Below are 26317 nucleotides of genomic sequence, written 5' to 3'. Positions count from 1 at the left end.
TTGCCTGTTCGGTATACGTTTTTAAGCGAAACGCTCCAGCGGACCTCAACACGTCAGCCTCGAGCAGTCATTCCTGCAACGAGCGTGTGAAGGAATGCCAGCACGGACCGACGAACATCAGCGGACTTGATGCGCTGAAACGCTCTGTTTAGGGCAAGACCTTCCTTCGTCCCAACAAAGGCCGTCAGTTCAGCGAGTTCCCGGATTGACGTGCTTTCGAACGGAGCCCTCTCACGATCAACAAGGAGGGCAATGGGGACATCAAGGGCAGCCGCTATGGCGGCGAGGCGGCTGGAGCCGATCCTGATGCGACCGCTTTCGTATTTCCTGATCAGCTGGATCGAAACGCCGAGGTGCGTTGCCAGATCGCTTTGCCGCAGTCCGGCCCCGCGCCGAAGCTTACTGATGTGGCGCCCCAACTCCACATCTACCTTGTTCGGCAGCGGCCGCTTGCTCATTTGCCTCCCGAATACCCAAAACTCGGAACGAACCCGATGGTCTAAACAGCCAAGCCCTTCCGCGTCACCTGCGTTTACATACTATAGTTGATAAACTCAAAGTTTCAGGCCTGCCATCAGTGAGCGCATGGACATGCGCAAGTTGGTAGGCCGGAATTTTGCGCGCCTGCGTCGGGAGAAGGGGCTGACGCAGGAGGACGTTGCCGCGTCAGCGGAGATCAGCCAGCAATATGTCAGCGGCCTGGAGCGCGGTGAACGCAACCCGACGATCCAATCACTCTACAAGATCGCCCGGGCGCTCGGGGTCAGCCACATGGACTTGGTCAGGCCCGCCAGCGATGATGAGATGTGATCACCGCAATCAGCGCTGGGCCATGCGGACTTCGAGTTCAATCCCTTGTAGATCGACGCGATGCGCCGCCATCGGAATGAGGCTGCGCACTGTCGCGATGCGGGCCGGATCGATTTCGACGAACAGAACGTCGACGTCATCTTTGATCTCGGCCACGACCTTTCCCCAGGGATCGCACACCATCGAATGTCCGTGCATCTCACGTCGCTCTCCCGTAGGCGTTTCGTAGTGCCCGCATTGCCCGCAGGCCACGACATAGGCCTGAAACTCGATTGCACGCGCCCGGCAAAGCACTTCCCAATGGTCGATCCCTGTCTGCCGGGTGAAGGCCGCGGGCAAAATGAAGACGTCGACATTTTCTGAAGCCAAGCGGTCGAACAGTCGGGAGAAGCGCAGGTCGTAGCAGATGCAACAAGCAATCCTGAGCCCACCGATTTCGTAGATCAAAAGGCTATCGCCGGCGGCGACGGTCTCGGACTCGCGGTAGACCTTTCCATCCGGAGCCACGATGTCGAAGAGGTGGATTTTCCTGTAGACGCCGATTTCGTTGCCGTGGGCGTCGAACACGACGCTGGTGTTGTAGATGCGTTCAGACCCCGGCTTCGTTTCAAGCAAGCTGCCGGCATGAACGGCGACCTGATTGCGTGCTGCAAAATTCTTGACCAGCTCGTAGGCGGCGCCACCGGGCACGCGGTCAGCGGCAGCGCGCTTTTGATGAGCTGTTCCTCCGGTCCAATCGAAATGCTCGGGCAATACGATGAGGTCCGGTTTTCCAGAGAGCGTGCGCTGCAGGAGCAGCTCGGCTTGCCGGAGGTTGGCAGCACGATCCGGCTGCGAATTCATCTGGATAAGAGCGATCTTCATGATTGGGATTCCGGTTGGAACTCGAAGATGGAGCGACCGGTTGCGAGGTGCCTGCGCACGGCGACCGAAATTTCCTGGCGCGCGATCGCGCCGCGCGCCAGAGTGAGCATGTGCTCGCGCGGCGCAACGAACACGCCTTCCCGGTCGGCAAGGACGGCGTAGCCTGGCAGTACTGCGGCGCTACCGCAGGCCACCGGCTCGTTGATCGCTCCGCCGATCGAGATACGGCGGTTGGTGGTCTTCGAAGAGATCCCGCGGCACCAGACGGGCAGGCCGGTCTGCGTGATCTCCTCGGCGTCGGTGCAGGGACCGTCGATGACGATACCAACGGCGCCCCTGGCCTTCACTGCGGTTGCAACGCCGCCTCCCACGCAGGCGATGTCATCTCCATCCACCCGCGCGATGACGAGAAAGTCTCCGGGCATCAGGAGGTCGACAGCCCTGTAGATAACGGTGCCATCCCGCCCCGTCGCCGCGACGGTAATGGCCGAACCCGCCGCCTTTGCCGGAAACACCGGCAGTACGCCACGGCTGACGAAGCCGAGATGTTCGACGTGACCGATCGTAGCCGTCTCGGCCTTTGCCATAAGCGCGACCAACTCTTCGGAAAGGCTTTGATGCCTTTCATTCACCCGGTAAGGCTGCATCTTCTGACCTCCTGATGATCGGTTCGGTCAGACCGGGCGTTCGCCGGACGTGGTCGTGCGATGCATGATGCGGATCGAATTCGGATCGAAGCCATCGCGGCGGTGCATCGTGCAACGGTTGTCCCACATCATGATGTCACCGACATCCCACTGTTGGACGAAGACCTCGCTGGTCGTGGTGGTGTGCTGCCAGAGGTCGGCAAGGAGCGCTTCGCTCTCGTCGAGCGGCATGCCAACGATCCAGGCGCCCTCGGACGTCCCACCGAGATAGAGCGCCTTGCGGCCGGTTTCGCCGTGCAGGCGAACCAGAGGATGAACGATCCCGCTCCATTCGCGGAAGTCGCGGGTCTTCGGCGCAGACTTGCCAAGCCGGAGTTTGCCAGTCTTGTCGTAGACGTTCTGAAAGAAGATCTGACGTCCATCGACGGCCTTCTTCAAAGCCTCGGGCAAGGTGTCATAAGCGCGATAGGACGAGAGGAAGTAGGTGTCACCGCCGCTCGGCGGCACTGCGACCGCCCGCAGGATGGCGCCGGCCGGCGGCCGCTCGTAGAACCACGTATCTGTGTGCCAGGTCGCCTCGCTGTTGCCCATCGCGCCGCTCGGCTTGCCGTCCTTCATCGCATTGCTGATGACGAGGATTTCCTTGTGGGTCGGATGGCCGCCCTCCTGCAGCTGCTTTGGATGGATCACGAACTCCCCGAAATGCCGGGAGAAGGCAACCTGCTGCTCATCGCTCATGGACGTCGTCTTGAAGCGCAGCACGCCGTACTGCAGCCAGTAGCGCCGGACATCCTCGATGTCCTGTTGGCTATAGTTGTCGAAGTCGAAGCCTTCGATGTCGGCGCAAACATTCGATTCGTGCTGAACGGCAATAAGTCTCTGTTTATCAAGCATTTTTATCTCCTTTGAAGTAACCTCTTGAGGTCGGGACCATGGTAGGCGGGAGACATCGCGTGTTTCCAATAACGATGCTTTTGGATTGATTGCTCCACCCTATCGATCTGTCTCAAGCGCTCAGCGGCTGGATGTCGGCGTCGTCGATACCGAGATGAATGGCGTCCCCGACCTTCGGCGGAACACTTGCGCGGGTGGCGCGAAGCAGGACGTGAAGACGCACATCCGAACCGAGATCGGCATCGATCTCGAAGGCGGCACCGAGGTTGACAACCCGTCGCACGGTGGCATTGAGAAGGTTTGCGAACCCGCTCCCGCCGGCGCCCGGCGGCAGGACTGCGATGCTCTCCGGACGGATCGAGCAGTAACGGATCTCGGCAGTGAGTTCGATCTTGTGCGCCTTCAGGATCAATCCATCTCCAACCGCGAGTTCGAGATTGGCCGCTTGCGTTGCCGTGGATGTCACCGAAAGGATGTTCGATTTACCGATGAAATCTGCCACGAAGCGCGAGTTCGGCTCGCGGTAGAGGGCGGCTGGCTGCCCCTCTTGCGCAATCGCCCCTTGCCACATGACGACTACCCGATCGGACATCGCCATGGCCTCCTCCTGATCATGGGTGACGTAGACGAAGGTCATTCCGAGTTGTTGCTGGATCTCCTTCAGTTCGATCCGCATTGCCTCTCGAAGCTTCAGGTCGAGATTGGAAAGCGGCTCATCGAGAAGGAGAACCGATGGCCTCGGCGCGATCGCCCGGGCAAGTGCTACCCGCTGCTGTTGGCCGCCGGAGAGTTCCCGCGGGTAGCGTTCTCCCATTCCTTCGAGGTGAACGCTGCGGAGCGCGCTTTTGACGGTCGTTTCGGCTTCGTTACGGCGAACACCCTTCATCTTCAGGCCGAAGGCGACGTTCTCCGTCACCGTCATGTGTGGAAAGAGCGCATAGTTCTGGAACACCAAGCCAATGTTGCGGCGTTCCGGCGGCACGCGGACCTGGCTTCGTCCCTTGATACGAATGTCGCCGTGTGATGGGGCGGTAAAGCCCGCAATCATGTTGAGCGTGGTCGTCTTCCCGCAGCCGGATGGGCCGAGGATGCTGACGAATTCGCCTTGAGGAATTGCGAGGTCGATATCCTTGACGACCGCCATGCCGGCGTAGGACTTGCTGACCGAGACGAGTTCGATGTCGAGTGCGTTCATTTGCTGCCACCATGGAGTTGCGCGGAAAAACCGCCGATCTTTTCGAAGAGGAAGATGACCGCGAGGATGAAGGCCATCGAGGCGACGTTGACTGCCGCGAGCACTGGGTCGAGGCTGTATTCGAGGTAGTTGATCACGGTGATCGGCAACGTGCTGTCGCCTGGCCTGACCAGGAAAACCGAAAGCGGGATGTTGTTGAACGAGATGATGAAGGCGAAGGTCACGCCCGAAAGGACCCCGGGCTTGATCATCGGCAGCACCACCAGCCGGATGCGTTGAAGCTTGCCGGCTCCAAGGATCTGGGCCGCACGATCGAGGTTGGCGTCGAAATTCGCGAGCGAGGTCGCCACCATGCGGGTCACGAAGGGCAGGGCGAGCACCACATGCGCAGCAATCAACGCCGGCGTGCCGAGAAGCCCCTGGAGCCCGATCATCGAAAGAAAGAGCACGATGGCGACGCCCTTGACGATCTGCGGCACCGAAAGCGGCGATAGAAGGCAAGACATCAGGGCGTCGCTGCCCGGAATACGCTCGTAGACAACCGCATATGCCGCAAACAATCCAAGCACCCCGCTGATTGCCGCGACGACCGTTGCGATCTTCACGCTCGCAAGGAACGGATCGAGCCAGCGGCTGGACCAGAGATCCGCATACCATCGGCCGGTCCACTCCCAGGGCTGAAGCGTGACAGCCGATGTCGGGCTCAAGGAGGCTGCGACGACGACGATGAGCGGCAGGGTGATGAAGCAAAGGACCGCGCCGAGCGAAATCCAGTAGAGTATCGAGATAATCCTGTTCATCTTTCACCTCCCGATGAAACAGAGGCGCGCGATCTGCGGCGGCTTTCGTAGCGAACGCCGACGAACGAGATCGCCAGCATCATGAGGAGGAGTGCCATCGCCATGACCGAAGCGAACGGCCAATCGATGTAGAAAAGCACCTGCTCGTAGATCATCGTCGCCAGCACCTTGAAGCCTGCCCCACCGAGAAGAGCCGGGGTGGCATAGGCGCTCGCCGCCATTGTGAAGGCGATCAACATCGAGCTGACGATCCCGGGGACGGAGAGGGGCAGGACGATCGTGCGGATCACCGCCAGCCTCGATGCACCGAGCATCTGCGCTGCCCGCTCCAGGTTCGGGTCAATGCCCTGAATGCTTGTCATCAACGAGAGAATGCCAAAGGGAAGCACGACATGCGTCAGGCCGACGACGACGGCAAAGAGGTTCTTCGACAAGGGGAGGGGCGAACTGATCACGCCGAGTTGGAGGAGCAGGTCATTGATGAACCCCCGATCTTCCAGAATAATCAGCCAGCCATAGGTTCGAAGAACGACGCCGGCGAGTTCTGGCGCAAGCGCAAGCGCGAACACCACCGCCCGCCAGCGCGTGGTTGACCGCGCCAGGAAATAGGCGACCGGATAGCCGAGGACGGTTACGCTGACCGCAACCAGCAAGGACATCAAGGCAGTGCGACAGAACCCGGCAAGCGAGAGGCCGTCGGTGAAGAAGCGCTGATAGTGCTCGAGGGTCGGAGAGAACGTTTCGGTCTGAGTAAAGCTCATCCCGATCATCATCCCCATCGGCAGTGCAAAGAAGACCGAGAGCACCAGAAGTGACGGCGAAAGTGCTGCAAACGGAAACCAGGAGAGGGTACGCCGGCGTCGCGCCGGCGGATGCAGGTCGAGAGCAAGGCTGTTCATCAGTGCTCTCCTCAACGGGCGTTCGGAACGACGTCACGTTCCCAACGCTCGGCCCATACCGGCAATTTTTCCTGAAGTCGGAGGAGATCGGGCAGGTGCAGACGATCGCCGTCCGGCCCAACAGTGAGCTGCCGGTCCTTCAGCTCTTCGGGTACGGAGATGTCGCTGCGCGCGCTACCGACGCGGTAACCCGCGACCCACGCCTCCTGGCTCGACTTATCGAGGAAGAAATCGATGAACTTCCGGGCGGCATCCTTGTTTGCGGCACCGACTGGAATGTTGAGGGTTGCGACAAGCGGAATGGTCCCTTCCTTCGGGCTGATATAGTCGACCGGCAGGCCTTCATCGACCATCAGCTGCGCACGCCCGTTCCAGAACGGCATCGCCCAGACGGAGCCCTCGCGTAGATAGCTTTCAAGGATTGCGGAGGATTGCTCGAAACCCACCGACTGCGCCGATATCTTGGCCATGGCATCGAAGCCCGGGTCGATGTTGTCGATGAGGTCCCCTCCATTCGTGACCGACATCATCTCGAGCAGATAGACGGCCATGATGTTCTGGAAGGTGGGAAGAATGACCCTCTTGTTGAGCTCAGGATCGAGCAAAGCGGACCAGGAGGTGGGCTGCGAGGCAAGCTTGTCCGTCCGGTAGAGGAGTGAAAGGTACTGGACCTCGTGCACAGCGCCGCAGCCACCGGCGACCGCAGAAAGCTCGCCTTGAAGGGCGTTGAGGTTCGGGATCGACGACGGCGTCAACTGCTCAAGCAGGCCGTCCTTGCATCCTTGCAGCGACTGCGATGCCGTCATGACGACCAGATCGAACCCCGGCCGGCCTTGGGTGGCCTTGATCTTGGCATAGTCCTGCTGGGCGGAGCCGACGGCATCGTAGACGACGTCGATACCAAAGCGCTTCTCGAACGGTTCGATGATCCGCTCCCGGATGATGTCTTCGTAAGGTCCCCCATAGCTGTTGATGATAAGCGTTTCGGCCCCCGCCGTTCCGCTGCCAATGCCCGAAATTGCCAGGCACAAAGACGCAAGCAAGCGTTTCGCTCCCACGGTGTCTCTCCCATTCGTTGTAACCAGAACGAATGGTGGCCCTCGGGAGTCTGTGGGTCTAATCGGAGATCTCTAGGATTAATGTCCTAGACCTATCAATTCGGCTGAGAGCGGGACTATCTCGCGCCGGGCGACCGTTAGAGATACAGTCCTCGCCTGCCACATGTCGCTAGCTATCTACGGGGAGGTGCGAGATGGCCGTGACCACTCTTTCCAGCCGAGAGTTCAATCGCGACGTGAGAAGGCCGCGAAAAACGGCCCAGTCATCACCACGAACCGCGGTAACCCATCGTACGTCCTCATTTCCTACGATGAGTTCGAACGCTTGAGCGGCAGGCACCGGAACCTCGTTGAAGCGCTCGCCATACCCGGGCTTTCGTCAATCGACTTCGACCCGCAGCGGGCTCAAATCATGCCTCGCGAAGTGGATCTGTGTCTACCGGACAGGAACGATGGGCGCGTTCGACCCGATCCCCGATAGATCGATCCGCATGTCGGCCGACGTGATGTCGCCCGGTTGGGCTTCCTCGACCGATGGCAAGGAGGCTTCATCGCTGTTCCGCCTGTCCTGCGGGCGCATGACCTGTCGTTCGGCTGCCGGCCCGCCCGGGTCGTCCGCGCGGAATACGTCCTTGCCCTCGAATTCCCCAGAAACCCACGCGTGGAGGCTGTCTGACAGGACATAGGGCAGCGCTTCCTTGCTGGCGTTTCTGCCATACCACGCGGCGACGATCCGCATGATTTTTGCGAACATGACCGTCCCCATGCGAAGGTTTTCACAGGCGTCGAAGAGGGTAGGGCTCAGTACCGTGCCACTCTCTATCCCAAGGTGAGCAGGGTACGAGGTCATTCCAACCCGCACAATCGCCTGCCCGACATAGAGGCGGGCGATTGCGAGCGCTTGTTCTGGGGTCTCAGCCTTTTCCACCAGGATCTTCTTTCGGCCGACCTTGACAGTCACAGCCAGCGGATCGCCGTTCCCAACCGCGCGGACGAAGGCCTCGACCACGCTTAAATCCAGGGACGGATCTGCGCATTTCTCGATAAGCGCCGCCTCAAGCACGAGGGCCTCCAGATCACGTGTTGAAAGAAATCACGAGCGGAATGCCAAAGAGACTGGCCCAGGCCGCCAGGTTGGCGCGCTGGACATCGACGATCGAACTGCCGGCGGTCCACCAGCCGTTCCCAACGGCGACGATGACGTTGGCACCTGTAAGCATCGACTGAAGAACCGGCCAGACCAACAATTGCTCGTAGCAGATCAAGGGTGCAATTCGGCGCCCACCCAGTTCGACCACCGGGTTGGCAAAGAAGTGCGCCCGCGCCCCGCCGCGTTCACCGAACAGGGGACCCCAGGGACGCCACATCGAGACCGGAACTGGCATCCGCTCCCGATAAAGAATGTTACTGCCGTCACCATCGATCATGAGGAGCACGTTGTCGTATCCACCAGGATCGAGCGCCGCGGCGCCGGCAATGACCGTGACCCCGCGCCCATGTAAACTCTCCTTCCAGAACGAGCCAAGGGTCGGCGTCCAGAATCCCAGGGCACTCTCGGGCAAGACGATGACACTTGCGCTTTGGCTCGCGGTCTCATGGACCGTTGCGATCAGGTCACGCTGCCGTTTCAGAGTTGCGTCGCGGCCAAGCGAAGCCCCCATTTCAAGGTCGACGCCGCGCCACGCCGCAGGTAGTTGAGGATCGGTCCAGATAGCGGCGGACCAGAGCCAAAAGCCTGTCAAGGCAACGGCGACAGCCGGTCCCATTCGGGTTGCGAGGCCCATGAGACCGGCTGTCATGGCAACCAATCCCCACCATCCCCAGCCGGGGAACAGAACGCCTGAAGCGGTGAGCGGATGGGCCCATCCGGTTATCCCGAAGGGTGGAATGGCCATCAGCACCATCGCGACGAGAAAGCCAAGCGGCCTCCAGGCCGAGCGCCTGCTCCAGACCGCCAGATGGACCAGGACGAAGCTCACCGACGCTAACAGCCACAAGATGAGACCTGGCCAGACATCGGTGGAATAGAAGCGTTGGACACCAAGCGGCAGCCCGCGCGAAGCCGTCAGGAAGTACGCTGCCGAGACGATCAGAACCGCCATCCTGTTCGGGGCTTGCGACCAGATCAGGGCGAAGGCGCATGATGCCGGCAGCAGTAGCAAATTTCCGCTCCAGCCTATCCATCCGGCAAAGACGGCAGCGACCGCCAGCGCGGCCATTCGCGCGAGATCACGGCACATAGGTCAGCACCTCGTCGGCCAAACCGAGAATGCCGTCAGCGGGAACAGGACCAAAGTATCGCGAATCCCATGAGGCGGAAAAGCTTGAATACAGGAACACACTACCGCCAGGAACGATCCCGCCCGTAAAAGGCGAGAGCGGGCGACCACGACCATCGCTGCTTCGAACAGGGGTGCGTTCGATCACGCGCCCGTCGATCTTAAGATCAGGACTGGTCTCAACACGATGCCCTTCAATTGCGATCACCGTCTTTATGAGCGGGCCATATCCGCCAGGGCAAAGGCCTTGTTGCAAGTAGCCGCGCCTATGTGCCTCGCGAAACCGGGACGTGTCAGGCGGACAAACAAAAACCATGTCGCCTATCGCGACCGACCGCGTCAGCGGACGTATGCGCCAAAGTCCGAGCGACTGGCTTGGTGTCAGGTTGATGCGGTAGCCGCAAACAAAACCGTAGACGAAAATGGCGAGCAAAAGCAGCAATCCGGCCGACACCATGAGACGTCTTCGGCGCCCGTGACGCGTTACTCTTGAAAGGATCTTCATCACCGGTTCGCAAACCTCTTGCTTTGCGACTGGCGCTGCTTCCGGGGCAACTCCTCTGCACCGCAATCACGCACCAAAAGCAGTTGGATCGTCTGTATCACGCCCCAAACCAATCGCTGTTCGTTCTTCTGGTAAGGCGCACATCCGCGGTGAGGACGAAGAGGTCCCATCCGGCGCCTTTGGGTAATCCCGAGGAAGGCGCGCTCGCCGACTTTTGCCGACTGATCGGCAAGGCGGTCACAACCTCCTTGCTCTCTACCCGCGTGTTTCCTTTTGAGGCTCTGGACACGGAGGGGCCGGCAGTCAGGACGCGAAACCACACCGGGCACCGGTCGGGCTTCCCGTGGAGGAGCAATTGCTTGGTCCGAACAACAATTGAGCGGGCGGCGCCATTGAGCTCGATATTCGCGCAAGGGCGAGAGGCGGCCGACGTCACGGCACGGCCCGCGCTTCGCGTAACGACGCTGAGAGGAAAATGGGAACGACCATGCCGACTCCATCGTTAGCGGATCAGTGGGTTACCTCGGGAGCACGGAGTTATCAATCGCAAGTCAGGACGTCGCGCCGACGATGCGTGATCGCGTCAGTGATGCCGCTCCTTTGGAACGGCCGGATGATCACCAAAGGCGTCGACGGTGCAACGGACAGTTTTGTCCGTAGATGACCCAATCCATCTACCGTGAATTTCAGATCGGACGGCAGCCATGGGCCGAAAGAGTATTTTTGTTTGCTGGCGTGAATGGCAGCTTGAACGGTCGTAGAGAAAGCCAAACATGCCACCGCGCGAGCACGATCGTGCTTGCAGCCACTCCTTAGTCAGGCACACCGCATCGAGATCGCAATTGGTTCCGGCGCCCGGAGGAGCACTGCATTGCGATCTTCAAGTGCTGGCGTGGGCGACCGAGTGGCGCCAACTCGAGCGCCGCCGCGATCCTTTAGATAATCCTAGCAAAATGATTGAGCAGGCCCTGGCTAAGGGTCAGCGAACAAATCTGAGATCCAGCACCTTTGAAGCAAGGGCCGACTACGGTCGGGTCAGCAGCATTGGGATGCCCTGTCCGACACCAATGCACATGGTCGCGATCGCGCGCTTGGCGCACCGGGCCTCAAGCTCCAATGCAGCCGTCAGGGCCAGCCAGACATACCAAGGGGATGGCCGAGCGCGATGGCGCCGCCGTTGGGATTGACGTGCGGCGCATCGTCGGCCAGCCCGAGTTGTCGCAGGCAGGCGAGCGCCTGTGCCGTGGAGGCTTCATTCAGCTCGATCAAGGGCGGCGAGATCGTCCGGGCGCGCGCTGGAAAGCGCGCTACTGTAGCGACCGATGGGCGTGCGAACGCCGCCGACGATAGCGGCTTCAGCCATGGGACTGATCCTTTGTTTGTTCGGCGGTAAACATCGGCCCGCCCTTGTGGGCCGGGAAGCCGTAGCCGTTGATCATGACGAGATCGATGTCACTTGCGCGTGCGGCAATGCGCTCCGCCAGCAGCGCCTTGCCCTCGTCGCGCATGGCGTTCAGAAGCCGGCTCATGATTTCCCCGACAGTGAAGGCGCGCGGCATGATGCCCTTTTCGGCGCGCGCCGTTTCGATCAGCGCCGTCACATCGGGATCGACGGTGCGCTCGCCATTGGGGTAGGCGTACCAGCCGCGCCCGCTCTTGCGGCCGAGCCGGCCGGCCTCGCAGAGCCTGTCGGCGATCTCGACATATCGAGCCGCTGGGTCACGCGTCTCCGCCTGTCGCTTGCGCCGCGCCCAGGCGATCTCGAGCCCCGCCATGTCGTTGACGGCAAAGATCCCCATCGGGAAGCCGTAGGCTTCAAGCGCGGCATCGATTTCCTCAGGCAGTGCCCCATCTTCCAGCATGAATTCGGCTTCGCGGCGATAGGCCGAGAAGATACGGTTGCCGATGAACCCTTCGGTGACGCCTGACACGATGGGCAGCTTGCCGAGCCGTTTGACGAAGGCGAGTGCCGTCGCCAGTACATCGGGCGCCGTTCTGGCGCAGTCGACGACTTCGACGAGCCGCATGACATTGGCGGGTGAGAAGAAGTGCAGACCGACGACGCGCGACGGATCAGAAGTCGCGGCCGCGATCTCATCGGGATCGAGATAGCTGGTGTTGGTCGCGAGAATGGCGCCGGGCGTGACGATCCCGTCGAGACGCCGAAACAGTTCCGACTTGACGTTGATGTCGTCGAACACGGCTTCGATCACGAGGTCGGCCGCGGCGAGGTCAGTGGCTTGTGCCGTCGTCTGCAGCCGGGCGAGGCAATCGTCTCTGCCCTCGGCACCGAGGCGGCCGGAGCGAACGGTCTTGTCGAGCGTGTCGGTTATGCGCGTCCTGCCGCTGGCGGCCGCTTCCTCCGTCTGCTCCAGCGCGATGACGCGGTAGCCGCTGACGAGCGCGGAGACGGCTATGCCGGATCCCATCAGCCCGGTGCCGACCACTGCGACCGTCTTGATCGGCCTCGACGAAACCTGGTCGAGGCCCTTGACCTTGCCGGCGGCGCGCTCGGCGAAGAAGACATGCCTGAGGGCGGCGGATTCGGTGGAGTCTCGCAGCCGCAGGAAGGTGGCACGTTCCTCCGCCAGTCCCTGTTTAAGGTCGAGTTGTCCCGCTGCCTTGACGAGGCGAACCGCCTCGGCGGGAGCGGCCTGCCCACGGGCTTTCGCAAGAACTCTTGTTTCCGCCGCGCCCAGGGTGGCGGCGTCCGCCGGCGGAACCGGGATCGAGCCGGTCCGACGGAGCGGATTGCCGGCCTGTTCGTGCGCTACAGTGATTGCGGCTGCGACGGCATCGGCCGCAATGGCGTCGGCAAGGCCAAGCGTCACCGCTTCGCCGGCCTTGGCGGCACGGCCCGTGCCGATGAGGTCGATGGCCGCGCCGATGCCGATGAGGCGCGGCAGGCGCTGCGTCCCGCCGGCCCCGGGCACGAGACCGAGCTTTACCTCGGGCAATCCGAACGACGCCCTTTCGCCGGCAATGCGCCCGTGGCAGGCAAGCGCCAGCTCGCAGCCGCCGCCAAGGGCGGCGCCGTTGACGGCGCAGATGACCGGTTTGTCGAAGGCCTCGATGCGCTCGATCACTTGAGGCAGCATCGGTTCGACCGGTGGCTTGCCGAACTCCCTGATATCCGCTCCACCGATGAAGGTTTTGCCGGCGCCTGTAATCACGAGGCCGGCAATTTCCTGACCTCCTGCAGCATGGTCGAGTGCTGCCATCAGACCGGAGCGGACCTGCGCGGAGAGCGCGTTGACCGGCGGATTGTCGATGGTGACGACCAGAACGCCGTCCTGAAGTCGGGCGGAAACGCTCTCGGAAAAACGGATCTCGGCCATGTCGAAAAGCCTCAATCGGGGATGACGGCAGTCGCCTGGATTTCGATCTTGGCGCGGTCCTCGACGAGCGAGACCACCTGCATGGCCGCCATCGCCGGGAAGTGCCGGCCGATGATCTCACGGTAGGCCTGGCCGATGCCGCGCAGATTGCCGACATATTCCTGCTTGTCGGTGAAATACCAGGTCATCGTGGTGATGTGCTGCGGCTCGGCGCCGCCGGCCGCAAGCACCGCGACGACGTTCTTCAAGGTCTGGCGCACTTGCTCGACGAAGTCGTCCGTCTCGAACTCGGACTGCGCGTTCCAGCCGATCTGGCCGCCGACGAAAACGGTGCGGCCCTTGGCCGAGACGCCGTTGGCGTAGCCGATGGGCTTGGCCCAGCCTTCAGGTTGCAGGATGGTGTGCATCGGTGGTCTCCAGATGTTGTGTCAGCGCGGCGCGGATATCGTCCGGCCAGGCAGAAGAAGCGTGGGTGTCGAGCGAGGTGGCAACGACCCTTTGTTTCGCGGTCCAGAGCACCGTGTCCCTGGCCGAGACCGTATGCTCCATGTCGAGCGACGAGCGGCCGACGCCGACGACCTCAATCGCGAAATCGAGTTCGTCGCCCTGAAAGCCCGGACGAGAGAAGGTGAGATCGAGGCGCACCGTCGGCACGCCGATCCGCCGCTCGTCGTTCATGGTCTTCCAGGGAAAGCCGAGCGAGGCGAAGAAGTCCTCCGTCACGCCGACGAGGATGTTGAGGTAGGAGGGGAAATAGGCGATCCCCGAGGGGTCGCAGTCCCCGAAACGCAGCGGCCTCTTGGTCCTGAACATCGGTGCGGGACCTCAGTTCGCGAAGGCTGCGATGCCGGTGATGGCACGGCCGAGGATCAGCGCATGGATGTCATGCGTGCCCTCATAGGTGTTGACGACCTCGAGGTTGACGAGATGACGGGCGACAGGAAACTCGTCCGAGATACCGTTGCCCCCCAGCATGTCACGGGCAGTCCGGGCGATCTCCAGCGCCTTGCCGCAGGAATTGCGCTTGAGGATCGAGGTCAGCTCGACCGGCGGGTTGCCTTCGTCCTTCATGCGTCCGAGGCGCAAACACCCCTGCAGGCCAAGAGAAATCTCGGTCGCCATGTCCGCAAGCTTCTTCTGGATCAGCTGGTTGGCGGCAAGCGGCCGGCCGAACTGCTTGCGGTCGATGACGTATTGCCGCGCGGTCTCGTAGCAGGACTCGGCTGCACCGAGCGCGCCCCAGGCGATGCCGAAGCGCGCCGAGTTGAGGCAGGTGAAGGGGCCCTTCAGTCCGGTGACCTCAGGCAGCATGTTCTCGTCCGGAACGAAGACCTCGTCCATGACGATCTGGCCGGTGATCGAGGCTCTCAAGCCCACCTTGCCGTGGATTGTCGGTGCGCTGAGGCCCTTCCAGCCCTTCTCGAGGATGAAGCCGCGGATCAGGCCATCCGCTGTTTTTGCCCAGACGACGAAGACGTCGGCAATTGGTGCATTCGAGATCCAGGTCTTGGAACCGGAGAGCAGGTAGCCGCCATCGACCTTGGCCGCCTTGGTGATCATCGATCCGGGATCGGAGCCGTGGTCGGGTTCGGTCAGGCCGAAGCAGCCGATCCTCGTGCCGGCAATCAGCCCCGGCAGGTATTTGCGTTTCTGGTCCTCGCTGCCGAAGGTATAGATCGGCACGATCACCAGCGACGACTGCACGCTCATCATCGAGCGGTAGCCGCTGTCGATGCGCTCGATCTCGCGGGCAATCAGGCCGTAGGAGACATAGTTGAGGCCGGCGCCGCCGTATTCCTCGGAGACCATGGGACCGAGCAGGCCGAGTTCACCCATCTCGGCAAAGATCGACGGGTCGGTCTTTTCGTGCCGGAAGGCCTCCTGCACGCGGGGCGCCAGCCGGTCCTCGGCATAGCCTTGCGCGGTGTGCCGCACCATGCGTTCTTCTTCGGACAACTGGGCGTCCAGGTTGAACGGATCCTGCCAGTCGAATGACGCCTTCGAACCATGCATGTTCGACATCCCCTCGTTATCGTCCCGTGCCCTTCATCAGCTCGCGGCCGATGATGAGCTTTTGTACTTCGGTCGCGCCCTCGTAGATCCTGAGCGCCCGGATTTCGCGGTAGAGCCGCTCGGTGATTTCGCCGACGCGCACGCCGCGGCCGCCGAAGAGCTGCAGCGCCTGGTCGATCACCCATTGCGCATTCTCGGTCGCCGTCATCTTCGCCATCGCCGCTTCCCGCGTCGTCGGCCGCTTCTGCACGTCGCGCTGCCAGGCGGTACGGCAGGTCAGAAGGGCGGCGGCATCGATCGCGGTCGCCATCTCGCCGAGCGTGCTTTGCGCCGTCGGCAGGTCGGCAAGGGTCGCGCCGAACATCCTGCGGTTCTTTGCATGAGAGACCGCCTCATCGAGCGCGCGCCGGGCAAAGCCGATCGCGGCGGCTGCGACGGAGGGGCGGAAGATATCGAGCGTGCGCATGGCGATCTTGAAGCCTTCACCCGGGCTGCCCAAAAGCTGCGACGCCGGGATGCGGCAGTTGTCGAAGGCAAGTCGGGCAAGCGGATGCGGCGCGATCGTCTCGATGCGTTCGGCGATCGTGAACCCCGGCGTGTCGGCAAAAACGACGAAGGCGGAAATGCCGCGCGTGCCCGGCGCCTCGCCGGTGCGGGCAAACACGGTGTAGACATCTGCGATGCCGCCATTCGAAATCCAGGTCTTTTCGCCGTCGAGCACGAAGTGATCGCCGTCGCGCCGGGCGGCGCAGGCCATCGCCGCGACATCAGAGCCGGCTTCGGGTTCGGAAAGGGCAAAGGCGGAGATCCATTCGCCACGGGCGACCTTCGGCAGGATGGCCTGCTTCAGCGCCTCAGAACCGGACAGGCTGATTGCGCCGGTGCCGAGCCCCTGCATCGCGAAGGCGAAGTCGGCAAGGCCGTCCGCATAGGCAAGCGTCTCGCGGATAAGGCAGAGCGCGCGGCTGTCGATCTCCTCGCTTGCGCCGCCGAACGCCTTCGGCACGCAATGACGAAGTACGCCTGCGGTGCCGAGCGTTGCGACCAGATGTTTGCAGGCGGCATCGACCTCGCCGTGATCGATGTTCCCGAGCCCGCCGCTGGAAATGAAATCGTCGAGCTCGGTCGCGAGTAGGCGGTGGCTGCCGTCGAAAAACGGCCAGTCGAGATGGTCGCGGGTGGGTGGGCAGAGAGCCGCGTCATGGGAACTCATCGCTCAGTTCCCTTTGAATTCCGGCTTCGCCTTGGCGGCGAAGGCCTCGAAGGCGCGACGGAAGTCGCCGGTCGCCATGCAGATCGCCTGGGCCTGGGCTTCCGCTTCGATCAACTGGTCGATGCCCATTGCCCATTCCTGGTCGAGCATCTTCTTCGTCATCGCATGGGCGAACCAGGGGCCATCGGCGATGGTGCGGGCGAACTTCTGCGCTTCGGTAAACAGCGGCGCACGCTCATGCAGGGCGTTATAGAAGCCCCAGGCGTGGCCCTCTGCCGCGGTCATCACCCGGCCGGTGAAAAGCAGTTCGGCGGCACGGCCGTGGCCGATGATGCGCGGGAGAATGCCGCAGGCGCCCATGTCGGCGCCCGCCAGCCCGACGCGGGTGAAGAGGAACGCGGTCTTCGTTTCCGGGGTCGCCACGCGGAAATCCGACGCCATCGCCAGGATGGCGCCGGCGCCGGCGCAGATGCCGTCGACGGCTGCGATGACGGGCTGGGGGCAGGCACGGATCTGGCGAACCAGTTCACCGGTCATGCGGGTGAAATCGAGCAGATCGGGCATAGACATGCGCGTCAGCGGTTCGATGATTTCGAAGACGTCGCCGCCGGAGGAGAAGTTGTCGCCGGCACCGGTCATAACCACGGCGCGCACGTCGCTGGCGCGGGCAAGCGAGCGGAAGAGATCGGCAAGCTCCTCGTAGCTCTCGAAGGTCAGCGGGTTCTTCTTTGCCGGGCGGTTGAGCGTGATCGTTGCGACCCGCCCGTCGGCATCCGTTTCGAACAGGAAGTGCTTGGCCTTGTGGTCCTTGAAGGGGCGCTTCTTGGCCTGCATCGGGTTTGTCATCTCTAACCTCCGAGAACTTCGCCACCGGCGACCGCGATCGCCTGACCGGTGATTGCCGTTGCTCTTTCCGACACCAGCCAGGAGACCGTGTGGGCCACCTCGTCGGGCGTCACGAGGCGCCCTTGCGGATTGGATTTCGCAAGGCTGGCGCGCGCGTCCTCGCGCGAGCGGCCGGTCTTTTCGCTGATCGTATCGAGCGCGCCGTCGATCAGCGGCGTGTCGGTGAAGCCCGGGCAGACCGCGTTGACGGTGACGTCGGTGCGGGCAAGTTCGAGCGCCAGCCCTCGCGTCAGGCCGACGACGCCGTGCTTCGATGCGCAATAGGCGGAAACATAGGCGTAACCGGTGAGACCCGCGGTGCTGGCGACATTGACGATGCGGCCGTTGCCGGCGCGGCGCACCGAGGCAAGGGCTGCCTGCGTCACCAGATAGACGCCGGTCAGATTGATGGAGAGCACCCGCTGCCAGAGCGCAAAGTCGGTCTTTTCGAACGGTGCCGAAGGCGCTTCACCGGCGCAGTTGACGAGAACGGCGATGTCTCCGGCTTCCGCGATCGCGGCGGAAACACCTCGCTCAACCGCCTCCGGGTTCGTCACGTCGAAGGCGTCACGCACAAGGGCTTGTCCGCCGGCCGCAACGATTTCGTCGCGCGCGGCTTCGAGCGGTGCCGCGCGCCGCCCGGCGAGGCTGACGATATGGCCTTCGGCAGCGAGCGCCAGGGCGATTGCCCTGCCTATACCGCTTCCCGCACCTGTGATGAGGGCGTGTCTCTTGCTCATGGCTTGCCCGCCGTCGTTGCGGCGCGCGCCAGGTTGTTTACGTATTGCGCCCGGGCCGAATGATACTGTTTCGGCCAGGGCTCGCCGTCATAGCCGATCTTTGCCGCCTCGTGCAGGACGAAGGACGGGTCGGCGAGGTGCGGCCGGGCGATCGCGCAGAGGTCGGCACGACCGGCGGCGATGATCGAATTGGCGTGGTCGGCCTCCGAGATCGCGCCGACGGCAATGGTCGGAACCTGGATCTCGTTGCGGATCTTGTCGGAAAACGGCGTCTGGAACAGGCGGCCATAGACAGGCTTTTCTTCCTTCACCACCTGACCGGACGAGCAGTCGATCATGTCGGCGCCGGCTTCCTTGAACAGGCGGGCGAAAATCGTTGCGTCCTCGGGCGTGTTGCCGCCTTCGTGCCAGTCATGGGTCGAAAGGCGCACCGACATCGGCCGATCCTCGGGCCAGACCTTGCGCACAGCACGGAACACTGCGAGCGGGAAGCGGGCGCGGGCCGCATGGTCGCCGCCATATTCGTCGGTGCGAAGGTTGGTGAGGGGCGACAGGAAGCTCGAAAGCAGGTAGCCGTGGGCGACGTGCAGTTCGAGGATGTCGAAGCCGATGTCACGGGCGCGTTCGGTGGCTTGTACGAAATCAGCGAGGACCCGGTCCATGTCGGCACGCGTCATTTCGCGCGGGGTATCCGAATGCTTGAGATAGGGCAGGGGAGAGGCGGAAATCAGTGGCCAGCCGCCTTGCTCCAGGGGCTGGTCGATCCCTTCCCAGGCAAGCTTGGTTGCGCCCTTGCGTCCGGCATGGCCGAGCTGGATGCCGATCTTGGCCGGTGTCTGCTGGTGCACGAAATCGACGATGCGCTTGAAGGCCTGGGCCTGCTCGTCGTTCCAGAGGCCAAGGCATCCGGGCGTGATGCGGGCATCGGCCGACACACAGGTCATCTCCGGAAAGACGAGGGCGGCACCGCCCATGGCGCGCGCGCCCAGATGCACGAGGTGAAAGTCGTTCGGCATGCCGTCGGTTGCTGAATACATCGCCATCGGTGAAACCACGATGCGGTTCTTGAGCGTCAGGCCGCGCAGCTTGAACGGCGTGAACATCGGCGGCGGCACGCTACCGTTTGCCGTCGGCGCGACGCCGGCGCGTTCGGCAAACCAGCGCTCGAAGCCCTCGAGCCAGTCCTTGTCGCGCAGGCGAAGGTTCTCGTGGCTGATGCGCTGCGAGCGCGTCAGCATCGAATACATGAACTGCTCGGGCTCAAGCGTATCGGCGTAACGTGTACCGACCACTTCGAACCATTCCATGGCGTTGCGCGCCGCATTCTGGATGCGGGCGACATCGACCCGGCGCACCTCTTCGTAGGCGGAGAGCACGGCGGGGATGTTGGCCCTGTCGTGGCCGAGGATGTCGAACTGGCGGGTGAGTTCGATCGCGTCGTCGATCGCCAGCTTGGTGCCCGAGCCGATGGCGAAATGGGCGGTGTGGGCGCTGTCGCCCATTAGCACGACGTGGCTGCGGCCGTTGAAATGGCTCCACTTCTCGCAGATCAGCCGGCCGAAGTTCAGCCAGGCGGAACCGCGCAGGTGCCGCGCATTGGTCATCAGCGTGTGGCCGTCGAGCGTTCCGGCAAAGAGCTTTTCGCAGAACGCGATCGACTGGTCCTGGTCCATCTGGTCGAGGCCATGGGCGCGGAAGACATCGTCTGTCGTTTCGACGATGAAGGTCGAGGTGTTCTCGTCGAAACGATAGATATGGGCCTGGAACCAGCCATGCTCGGTGCGCTGGAAATCGAAGGTGAAGGCGTCGAACTTCTTGTTCGTGCCGAGCCAGACATAGCGGTTCGGCCGCATGACCATGTCGGGCTGAAACACGTCGGCATATTTGTTGCGGATGCGCGAATTGACGCCGTCGGAGGCGATGATCAGGTCCGCATCGGCAAACTGCGCGTCACTCTCCACGTCCTGTTCGAACACGAGTTCGACGCCCAGTTCGAGGCAGCGGTCCTGGAGGATGTTGAGCATCTTCTTGCGGCCGATGCCGACGAAGCCGTGGCCGGTCGTGCGGATCCTGCGGCCCTTGAACACCAGCTCGATGTCGTCCCAGTGGTTGAAGGAGACCTCGATCGCCTCGGCCGTTTCCGGGTCCCACTGCCGCATCGACTGCATGGTCTGATCGGAGAAGACGACGCCCCAGCCAAAGGTGTCGAAGGCACGGTTGCGCTCGACGACGGTGACGTGGTGTTCCGGGTGCTGGCGCTTCATCAGCAGCGCAAAATAGAGGCCTGCCGGCCCGCCACCGATACAGACGATCCGCATATGGTTCTCCTCCCGAGCTCCGGCTGCGTGTGTCGCCGTCCTGATGCCATTGGCCGGCATTCCGAACTGCTGAACGCAGGGTGGACTCGTTTCCGAGAAATTTCAAGCTTAAAATTGTTTTGGCGGAAGTGCCGCTGGAACGCGCGCACGAAGGCGGCACGCGAAACGGGGCAGCTCCCCGGGCGTCCCGGCGAAAAGCGAGGAAAAAACCGTCCTGGCGGTTTAGGCGTTGCGGGCGAGCGAAGCGATGACGGAGCGCTTGAGTTTGGCAAGTTCGTCCATCAGCACGACGCCCTCCTTTGCCGAAAGGCCGGCGAACAGGTCGGAGATCCAGTCGGCATGCCTTGCGGCCATTTTCTCGAACTCGGCGCGACCGAAGGGGGTGAGCGCGATGATCTGCACGCGCCGATCGGTCGGCAGCGTCGTGCGGCTGAGATGGCCGCTCTCCGTCAGCCGTTCCACCAGCACCGTGATGTTGCCGGGCGAGACCATCATGCGCTTGGAGACCTCGCCGAGCACCATGCCGTCGGGTGCGCGCTCCAATTGGGCCATCAGGTCGAAGCGCGGCAGGGTCGAGTCGAAATCCTCCCGCAGCCGCCGGCGGATTTCGCTTTCGACCAGCGTCGAGCAGGTCAAGAGACGCAGCCATAGCCTGAGCTCGGCGCGGTGATCACCCGGCGCCTCGAGCGCCTTGGTCTCGCCATCCACCCACTCCGGCGAGGTGTCGAACTTGTCTTCACCCATCATGCTCAATGTCCGCTTCCAACCCTTGGCCGCAAATCAGCGGGCTCTCTCGTAATATTGCTTCTAAAGAGGTTCGCAGGTCTTGGACAGGTTGTCACGGGCCGTCATTTGGACGCAAGGCCGGGCACCGACTGACCGTGCGACGGCGACGCGCGACCGCCGTCTTCAGATTGGACATAGACATTGACGGTAAAGCCGATGTGCTCGGCCATCAGGGTGCGGGCGCGCTCGATGTCGCGATCAAGTGCTGCCTCCATCAGCTCGGTATGGTGCTCGATCGCCATCGCGTCCTCAAGGGCCGCAACCGCCTCTTCGTAGCCGGCGCTCATGCCGGCAGCAGCCCGCATCGCCGGGGCGAGGCTTAAAAAACGATGGTGGCGGCGGAGCTGGTCGGAGATCGTCGCCTGGAAGCGCAACAGCCAATTGGACCGGGCCGCGCTGATCAGCGCCGCATGAAAAGCCGCGTGCTTTTCATCCCATTCGTCTACCTCGCTTTCGGAGAAATGCTCGACGGAGACCCTGCAGCGCGACAGGCGGTAGTGCGCGGTGACGACGGCGGATTCCCAGGCGCTGTCGCCGTTTTCGATCGACTCGATCAGGAGGGGCATTTCCACCGCAAGGCGCGCACGGGTGAGATCGTCCAGTTCCTCGCGCGAGACCGGCGCGACGGCAAAGCCGCGATTGCTGATCGCCGTGACGAGACCCTCTGCTTCCAGTCGCGACAGCGCTTCGCGCAGCGGCGTCCAGCCGATGCCGTAGCTTTCGCGCAGCGTACTCAGCTTCATCGGCGCGCCGGGTTTCAGTCGCGTCGCGAGGATATCGCGCCGCAAGAGCCTGTAGGCCGATTCTGTTTTGGTCGACTGCTCGTTGTCCTGCATCAAGTTCCCTTAACGCCCGCATCGGATCGACACAAATATATATAGTTCCGCACCAAAGATGAAAATATATATATTTGTTTGACAAGAACTCCGACCCTCGCCATCATCCCCGCACGCCGCCGAGGAGGGCGGTAACGCTCGTCAAATTCTGGGAGGGATGTATGAGCAAGAGCACCTGGCTTTCGGGATTGGTTGTCGCCGGCGCAATGGCATGGGGACTGGGAACTGCTGCCGCCGATCCGATCCGCATCGGCATCGCCAATTTCGGCGAACATCCGCAGCTGAGCGCGTCGATCGCCGGCTTCAAGAAGGCACTCGCCGAAAATGGCTTCGTCGAAGGCAAGGATGTGGTCTACACCGAGAGCCACACCAACTTTGACGCTTCTCTGGTGCCGCAGATGATCGCCAAGCTGCAGGCCGAACAGCCGAAGCTGGTCTATACGATCACCACGCCCGTCTCGCAGATCGCCAAGAAGGCGCTCGCCGGCTCCGGTATCCCGGTCGTCTTCTCTGCCGTTACCGATCCGGTTGCTGCAAAGCTCGTTCCGTCCTGGGAGGCGGGTGACGAGGGCATGACCGGTGCAACGGACCTTCAGGACGTGGCCGCCGTCATGGCCTTCACACACAAGCTGCTGCCGAACGCCAAGCGCTTTGGCGTGCCCTATAATCCGGGTGAGGCGAACGACCAGGCCCTGCTCGACAAGATCAAGGAAGCAGCGCCTGACGCAGGCTTCGAGGTCGTCGAAGTCGGCGTCGACAATGTCAACGACATCCAACAGCGCATCGCCTCCTTCGCCGGCAAGGCCGACGTGATCTATACGCCCGCGTCCAACCTCTTGCAGCCGGCCATCGGTGCCGTTTCGGCGGCAGCACGCCAGGCGCAGATCCCGATCGTCAACTCCGACGACGGTGCCGTGCGTGATGGCGTCGTGCCGGCAAGCTTTGCCGTCAACTACGAGCAGGTCGGCGTCAATGCCGGCAAGATCGCCGCCCAGATCCTCAAGGGCACGGACCCGAAGACGATCGCGCCGTCGCGCCCGGCCTACGAGGATCACGCACCGCTGATCTCGAAGAAGGCAACGGCCGCCTTCGGCATTGAGGTGCCGGCAGCGCTTGCGACCGAGTGCAACTGCGTCGTCGACTGATTTTCAGTTGGTCTCAACGGTGACGGCGCCACGGGCGCCGTCACTCCAGGATTAGGGGGAGCCAATGCTGGAAATCAGATCGGCCCGCAAGGTCTTCTACAAGGGGCAGGCGGACGAAAAGGTCGCGCTCGACGGCCTCAACCTCAGTCTTGCGACGGGCGAATTCGGTGTCGTCATCGGCTCGAACGGCGCCGGCAAGAGCAGCATGCTCAACGCCATCTCCGGTGCCCTCGTGCTCGACAGCGGCCAGATCGTCATCAACGGTGACGATGTGACGGCAACACCCGTGCACAAGCGTGCGATGCGGCTTGCGCGCGTCTTCCAGGACCCGATGCGCGGCACCGCCGCCTCGATGACGGTCGCCGAAAACATGCTGCTTGCGGAACTGCGCAGCAACAAGCGCACGCTGCGGCGCGGGCTGAATGCGACACGGCTTTCCACCTACAAGGAGCGGCTGTCGCTGCTGGGGCTTGGTCTCGAAAATCGCCTGGACACGCGGGTGGAACTGCTTTCCGGCGGACAGCGGCAGTCGCTGTCGTTGATCATGGCGGTCGGCGGCCAGCCGGAGCTGCTGCTGCTCGACGAACATACCGCAGCCCTTGATCCGCGCACCGCCGACATCGTCATGCAGGCGACGATCCGCGCGGTCGAAGCGCTGAAGCTGACGACGCTGATGGTGACCCACAACATGCAGCACGCGGTCGATTTCGGCCACAAGGTCATCATGCTCGACGCCGGGCGCGTGCGCCTTGAGATCGACGGCAAGGACAAGGTGCAAACGACAGTGCCGGATCTGATCGGCCATTTCTCCGTCAAAACCGACCGCATGTTCCTGGCGAGCTGACGATCATGGATATCCTTCAAAACACCTTCGCGAGCTTCGTCTCGCTCGTTCCCGTCACGCTCGCGCAGAGCCTGATCCTCGCCTTCGTCGTGCTCGGGATCATGATCCCGTTCCGTATGCTGAGCTTTCCGGATCTGACCAGCGAAGGCGCGTTCCCGCTCGGCGGCTGCGTCTGCGGCGTCCTGATGGCGGCCGGTATGTCACCACTCGCTGCAATCGCCATCGCGCTCCTGGCGGGCTTCGTCGCCGGTTGCTGCACGGCCTTCATCCATCTGCGGTTCCGGATCCACACGCTGCTTGCCGGCATCCTGATGATGACGATGCTCTATTCGATCAACCTCAGGATCATGGGGCGCTCGAACCTCTCGGTCTTCGGTGCGCCGACGGTGTTCGATTGGGCGCCCGGTCTTCAGCCGGGCTTCCCGGCAAGCAAGATCGTTGTCGCCGGGCTGATCGCGCTTGTCGTCTTCTTCCTGCTCTATCATTTCTTCCGGACCGAGAAGGGCACCGCGGTCCGCGCGGTCGGCGCCAACCCCGACATGGCCGAAGCCCAAGGCATCAATGTCTGGTTGGCAACGATCGGCGGTGTCGGGCTTGCCGGTGCGTTTTCGGCCGCAGGCGGCGCGCTGATGGTGCAGTCGCAGGGCTTTGCCGACGTCAACATGGGCCTCGGCATCCTCATCAACGGCCTTGCGGCGCTGATGATCGGCGAAGCGATCGTCGGCAAGCAGAGCGTGCTGCGCCAGCTCGCCGCCCCCTTTGTCGGCGCGATCGTCTACTACCAGCTCGTTTCCTTCTGCCTGGCCGCCGGCATGCCGCCGCCGGATCTGAAACTGGCGACCGGCCTCTTCGTTCTCGCCATGCTGGCGCTTCCGAGCCTCAAGCGAAGCCGCGGGCCGGCGCCTGCCCGCGAAACCGTTCGCGAATAGACAAGGACCACCTTCATGAATGCTGTTCCCGATTTTGCTGCGATCAAGGCCATGGATGCGGCCGACGTGCTCGGCCCGATGCGCGAGCGTTTCATCCTGCCGGAAGGCCTCATCTATCTCGACGGCAACTCACTCGGCGTCGCTTCGACCGTTGCCTTCGACGAACTGCGCAAGGCCGCGACGGAAGAGTGGGGCCAGGATCTCATCCGCAGCTGGAACACCGCCGGCTGGTTCGAGATGCCGCTTGCGCTTGGCGACCGCGTCGGGCGGCTGATCGGGGCGGCCGCCGGCCAGACGGTCGTCTGCGATACCACGTCGATCAATATCTACAAGGCGCTCCATGCGGCGATGGCGCTTCGCCCCGACCGTTCGGTGATCGTCAGCGAAGGCGGCAGCTTCCCAACCGATCTCTACATGGCCGAAGGCGTGGTCTCGACGCGTCCCGGCGCTTCGCTGCGCCTTGAAGGCGTCGATGCCCCTGACATCGAGGACCTGATCGACGGCAACGTCGCGGTGGTTCTCGTCAACCACGTCAACTACAAGTCCGGCGAGTTGCGCGACATGGCGGCACTGACCCGCAAGGCGCACGCACACGGCGCGCTCATCATCTGGGACCTTTGCCACACGGCCGGCGCACTGCCCGTCGATCTCGACGGCGCCAATGTCGATTTCGCCGTCGGCTGCACCTACAAGTACCTGAACGGCGGGCCCGGAGCCCCCGCCTTCATCTATGCCGCGACCCGTCACCACGGCAATATCCGCCAGCCGCTCACCGGCTGGTGGGGGCACGCGCGCCCCTTCGCCTTCGAAAAGCACTATGCTGCCGGCGAGGGCATCCGCCGCTTCCTCTGCGGCACGCAGCCGATCCTGTCGCTGCGGGCGCTGAAGGGCGCGCTCGACGTCTGGGACGAGGTTGACATGAAGGCGCTGCGCGAAAAGAGCATCCGGCTCACGGACCTCTTCATCACGCTCGTCGAGGCGAAATGCGGAGCCTATGGGCTGGCGCTCGAAAGCCCGCGCGACGGCACGAAGCGCGGAAGCCAGGTGTCGTTCAGCCATCCGCACGCCTACGAAATCATGCAGGCACTGATTGCCCGTGGCGTCATAGGCGATTTCCGCGCCCCGACGACGATGCGCTTCGGCTTCACGCCGCTTTACGTTGGCTATGCCGACGTGTGGCGCGCGGTCGAAATCCTCGAAGAGATCCTCAACACCGGCGCATGGCAGGACGCACGCTTTGCGGTCCGCGCGGCTGTGACCTGATCTCGATCTCATAGACTGCGGGTGCCACCATCCGCAGTCACCGGCCAAGGGGAACG

26 protein-coding genes and 2 pseudogenes are annotated in these 26317 nt (G+C 62.8%); 6 read left to right on the top strand and 22 right to left on the bottom strand.

What is annotated here, in order from left to right; all coding sequences use genetic code 11:
- Nucleotides 1–53 precede the first annotated feature (53 nt).
- Nucleotides 54–458, bottom strand: coding sequence for a helix-turn-helix domain-containing protein (locus tag C1A35_RS29665; protein WP_104667828.1), 405 nt, complete (start codon nt 456–458; stop codon nt 54–56).
- Between the two features lie 127 nt (nt 459–585).
- Here C1A35_RS29665 and C1A35_RS29660 point away from each other — a divergent pair, with 127 nt between their 5' ends.
- Nucleotides 586–810 (top strand): helix-turn-helix domain-containing protein, encoded by a 225-nt coding sequence (locus C1A35_RS29660; RefSeq protein ID WP_104667827.1) that lies wholly within the window; start codon nt 586–588, stop codon nt 808–810.
- Between the two features lie 9 nt (nt 811–819).
- On the opposite strand, the gene C1A35_RS29655 is transcribed toward C1A35_RS29660, so the two are convergent.
- From C1A35_RS29655 to C1A35_RS29625, 7 genes are all read right to left on the bottom strand, one after another.
- Nucleotides 820–1674, bottom strand: a complete 855-nt coding sequence (locus tag C1A35_RS29655) for a carbon-nitrogen hydrolase family protein (RefSeq protein WP_104667826.1) — start codon at nt 1672–1674, stop codon at nt 820–822.
- Entirely contained in the window at nt 1671–2261 is a 591-nt protein-coding gene (locus C1A35_RS29650) for an RraA family protein (RefSeq protein ID WP_440271578.1), read from the bottom strand. Before C1A35_RS29650 ends, C1A35_RS29655 begins: the two co-directional genes overlap by 4 nt.
- 87 nt (nt 2262–2348) lie before the next feature.
- On the bottom strand, nt 2349–3215 hold the full coding sequence (locus C1A35_RS29645; RefSeq protein ID WP_104667824.1) for a TauD/TfdA dioxygenase family protein: 867 nt from the start codon (nt 3213–3215) through the stop codon (nt 2349–2351).
- A 112-nt stretch (nt 3216–3327) separates the two neighbouring features.
- Entirely contained in the window at nt 3328–4410 is a 1083-nt protein-coding gene (locus tag C1A35_RS29640) for an ABC transporter ATP-binding protein (protein ID WP_104667823.1), read from the bottom strand.
- Nucleotides 4407–5210: an ABC transporter permease gene (locus tag C1A35_RS29635; RefSeq protein WP_104667822.1), complete on the bottom strand. Its 804-nt coding sequence runs from the start codon at nt 5208–5210 to the stop codon at nt 4407–4409. Before C1A35_RS29635 ends, C1A35_RS29640 begins: the two co-directional genes overlap by 4 nt.
- Nucleotides 5207–5989, bottom strand: coding sequence for an ABC transporter permease (locus tag C1A35_RS29630; RefSeq protein WP_440271577.1), 783 nt, complete (start codon nt 5987–5989; stop codon nt 5207–5209). Before C1A35_RS29630 ends, C1A35_RS29635 begins: the two co-directional genes overlap by 4 nt.
- 131 nt (nt 5990–6120) lie before the next feature.
- Nucleotides 6121–7152 carry an ABC transporter substrate-binding protein gene (locus C1A35_RS29625; RefSeq protein ID WP_234823059.1) on the bottom strand — a complete coding sequence of 344 codons (1032 nt, stop codon included), beginning with the start codon at nt 7150–7152 and terminating at the stop codon, nt 6121–6123.
- Between the two features lie 209 nt (nt 7153–7361).
- Here C1A35_RS29625 and C1A35_RS29620 point away from each other — a divergent pair.
- Nucleotides 7362–7648 (top strand): annotated as a pseudogene (locus tag C1A35_RS29620) (type II toxin-antitoxin system prevent-host-death family antitoxin).
- On the opposite strand, the gene C1A35_RS29615 reads toward C1A35_RS29620, so the two are convergent.
- From C1A35_RS29615 to C1A35_RS29550, 14 genes and pseudogenes are all read right to left on the bottom strand, one after another.
- The gene (locus C1A35_RS29615) at nt 7604–8230 is read right to left on the bottom strand and encodes a conjugal transfer protein TraH (protein ID WP_104667819.1); all 627 of its coding nucleotides are present in this window, start codon (nt 8228–8230) and stop codon (nt 7604–7606) included. The pseudogene C1A35_RS29620 and the gene C1A35_RS29615 sit on opposite strands and share 45 nt — an antisense overlap.
- Nucleotides 8231–8243: 13 nt before the next feature.
- Entirely contained in the window at nt 8244–9407 is a 1164-nt protein-coding gene (locus C1A35_RS29610) for a conjugal transfer protein TraB (protein ID WP_104667818.1), read from the bottom strand.
- Complete coding sequence (traF, locus tag C1A35_RS29605) at nt 9397–9951, bottom strand: conjugative transfer signal peptidase TraF (RefSeq protein ID WP_104667817.1); 555 nt, start codon at nt 9949–9951, stop codon at nt 9397–9399. The genes C1A35_RS29610 and traF overlap by 11 nt, the downstream gene beginning before the upstream one ends.
- 1024 nt (nt 9952–10975) lie before the next feature.
- Nucleotides 10976–11220, bottom strand: a pseudogene (locus tag C1A35_RS29600) (3-oxoadipyl-CoA thiolase); the annotation flags it as partial.
- Nucleotides 11221–11306: 86 nt separating this feature from the next.
- A complete protein-coding gene (locus C1A35_RS29595; RefSeq protein WP_104667816.1) occupies nt 11307–13289 on the bottom strand; it encodes a 3-hydroxyacyl-CoA dehydrogenase NAD-binding domain-containing protein in 1983 nt (660 codons plus the stop codon).
- An 11-nt stretch (nt 13290–13300) separates the two neighbouring features.
- Nucleotides 13301–13696 carry a RidA family protein gene (locus C1A35_RS29590; RefSeq protein ID WP_104667815.1) on the bottom strand — a complete coding sequence of 132 codons (396 nt, stop codon included), beginning with the start codon at nt 13694–13696 and terminating at the stop codon, nt 13301–13303.
- On the bottom strand, nt 13674–14102 hold the full coding sequence (locus C1A35_RS29585; protein WP_104667814.1) for an acyl-CoA thioesterase: 429 nt from the start codon (nt 14100–14102) through the stop codon (nt 13674–13676). The genes C1A35_RS29590 and C1A35_RS29585 overlap by 23 nt, the downstream gene beginning before the upstream one ends.
- Nucleotides 14103–14114: 12 nt before the next feature.
- The gene (locus C1A35_RS29580) at nt 14115–15302 is read right to left on the bottom strand and encodes an acyl-CoA dehydrogenase (protein ID WP_104667887.1); all 1188 of its coding nucleotides are present in this window, start codon (nt 15300–15302) and stop codon (nt 14115–14117) included.
- A gap of 16 nt (nt 15303–15318) precedes the next feature.
- Nucleotides 15319–16515 carry an acyl-CoA dehydrogenase family protein gene (locus tag C1A35_RS29575; RefSeq protein WP_104667813.1) on the bottom strand — a complete coding sequence of 399 codons (1197 nt, stop codon included), beginning with the start codon at nt 16513–16515 and terminating at the stop codon, nt 15319–15321.
- Between the two features lie 3 nt (nt 16516–16518).
- Nucleotides 16519–17361: an enoyl-CoA hydratase family protein gene (locus C1A35_RS29570; protein ID WP_104667812.1), complete on the bottom strand. Its 843-nt coding sequence runs from the start codon at nt 17359–17361 to the stop codon at nt 16519–16521.
- Between the two features lie 2 nt (nt 17362–17363).
- Nucleotides 17364–18140, bottom strand: a complete 777-nt coding sequence (locus C1A35_RS29565; RefSeq protein WP_104667811.1) for an SDR family NAD(P)-dependent oxidoreductase — start codon at nt 18138–18140, stop codon at nt 17364–17366.
- Nucleotides 18137–20458 (bottom strand): bifunctional salicylyl-CoA 5-hydroxylase/oxidoreductase, encoded by a 2322-nt coding sequence (locus C1A35_RS29560; RefSeq protein ID WP_104667810.1) that lies wholly within the window; start codon nt 20456–20458, stop codon nt 18137–18139. Before C1A35_RS29560 ends, C1A35_RS29565 begins: the two co-directional genes overlap by 4 nt.
- Before the next feature lie 222 nt (nt 20459–20680).
- On the bottom strand, nt 20681–21205 hold the full coding sequence (locus C1A35_RS29555) for a MarR family winged helix-turn-helix transcriptional regulator (RefSeq protein WP_234823053.1): 525 nt from the start codon (nt 21203–21205) through the stop codon (nt 20681–20683).
- A gap of 101 nt (nt 21206–21306) precedes the next feature.
- Complete coding sequence (locus C1A35_RS29550; RefSeq protein ID WP_104667808.1) at nt 21307–22080, bottom strand: GntR family transcriptional regulator; 774 nt, start codon at nt 22078–22080, stop codon at nt 21307–21309.
- A 161-nt stretch (nt 22081–22241) separates the two neighbouring features.
- Here C1A35_RS29550 and C1A35_RS29545 point away from each other — a divergent pair, with 161 nt between their 5' ends.
- From C1A35_RS29545 to kynU, 4 genes are all read left to right on the top strand, one after another.
- Nucleotides 22242–23225: an ABC transporter substrate-binding protein gene (locus C1A35_RS29545; protein WP_104667807.1), complete on the top strand. Its 984-nt coding sequence runs from the start codon at nt 22242–22244 to the stop codon at nt 23223–23225.
- Nucleotides 23226–23289: 64 nt separating this feature from the next.
- Nucleotides 23290–24069: an ABC transporter ATP-binding protein gene (locus tag C1A35_RS29540; protein WP_104667806.1), complete on the top strand. Its 780-nt coding sequence runs from the start codon at nt 23290–23292 to the stop codon at nt 24067–24069.
- 5 nt (nt 24070–24074) lie between these two features.
- Nucleotides 24075–24998, top strand: a complete 924-nt coding sequence (locus C1A35_RS29535; RefSeq protein WP_104667805.1) for an ABC transporter permease — start codon at nt 24075–24077, stop codon at nt 24996–24998.
- 15 nt (nt 24999–25013) lie between these two features.
- On the top strand, nt 25014–26261 hold the full coding sequence (gene kynU / locus C1A35_RS29530; RefSeq protein WP_104667804.1) for a kynureninase: 1248 nt from the start codon (nt 25014–25016) through the stop codon (nt 26259–26261).
- The last annotated feature ends 56 nt before the right edge of the window (nt 26262–26317 follow it).

It is taken from the genome of Ensifer adhaerens (assembly GCF_002940685.1).
GTDB classification, from domain to species: domain Bacteria; phylum Pseudomonadota; class Alphaproteobacteria; order Rhizobiales; family Rhizobiaceae; genus Ensifer; species Ensifer adhaerens_E.
This window is presented reverse-complemented; position numbering and strand designations above follow the sequence as displayed.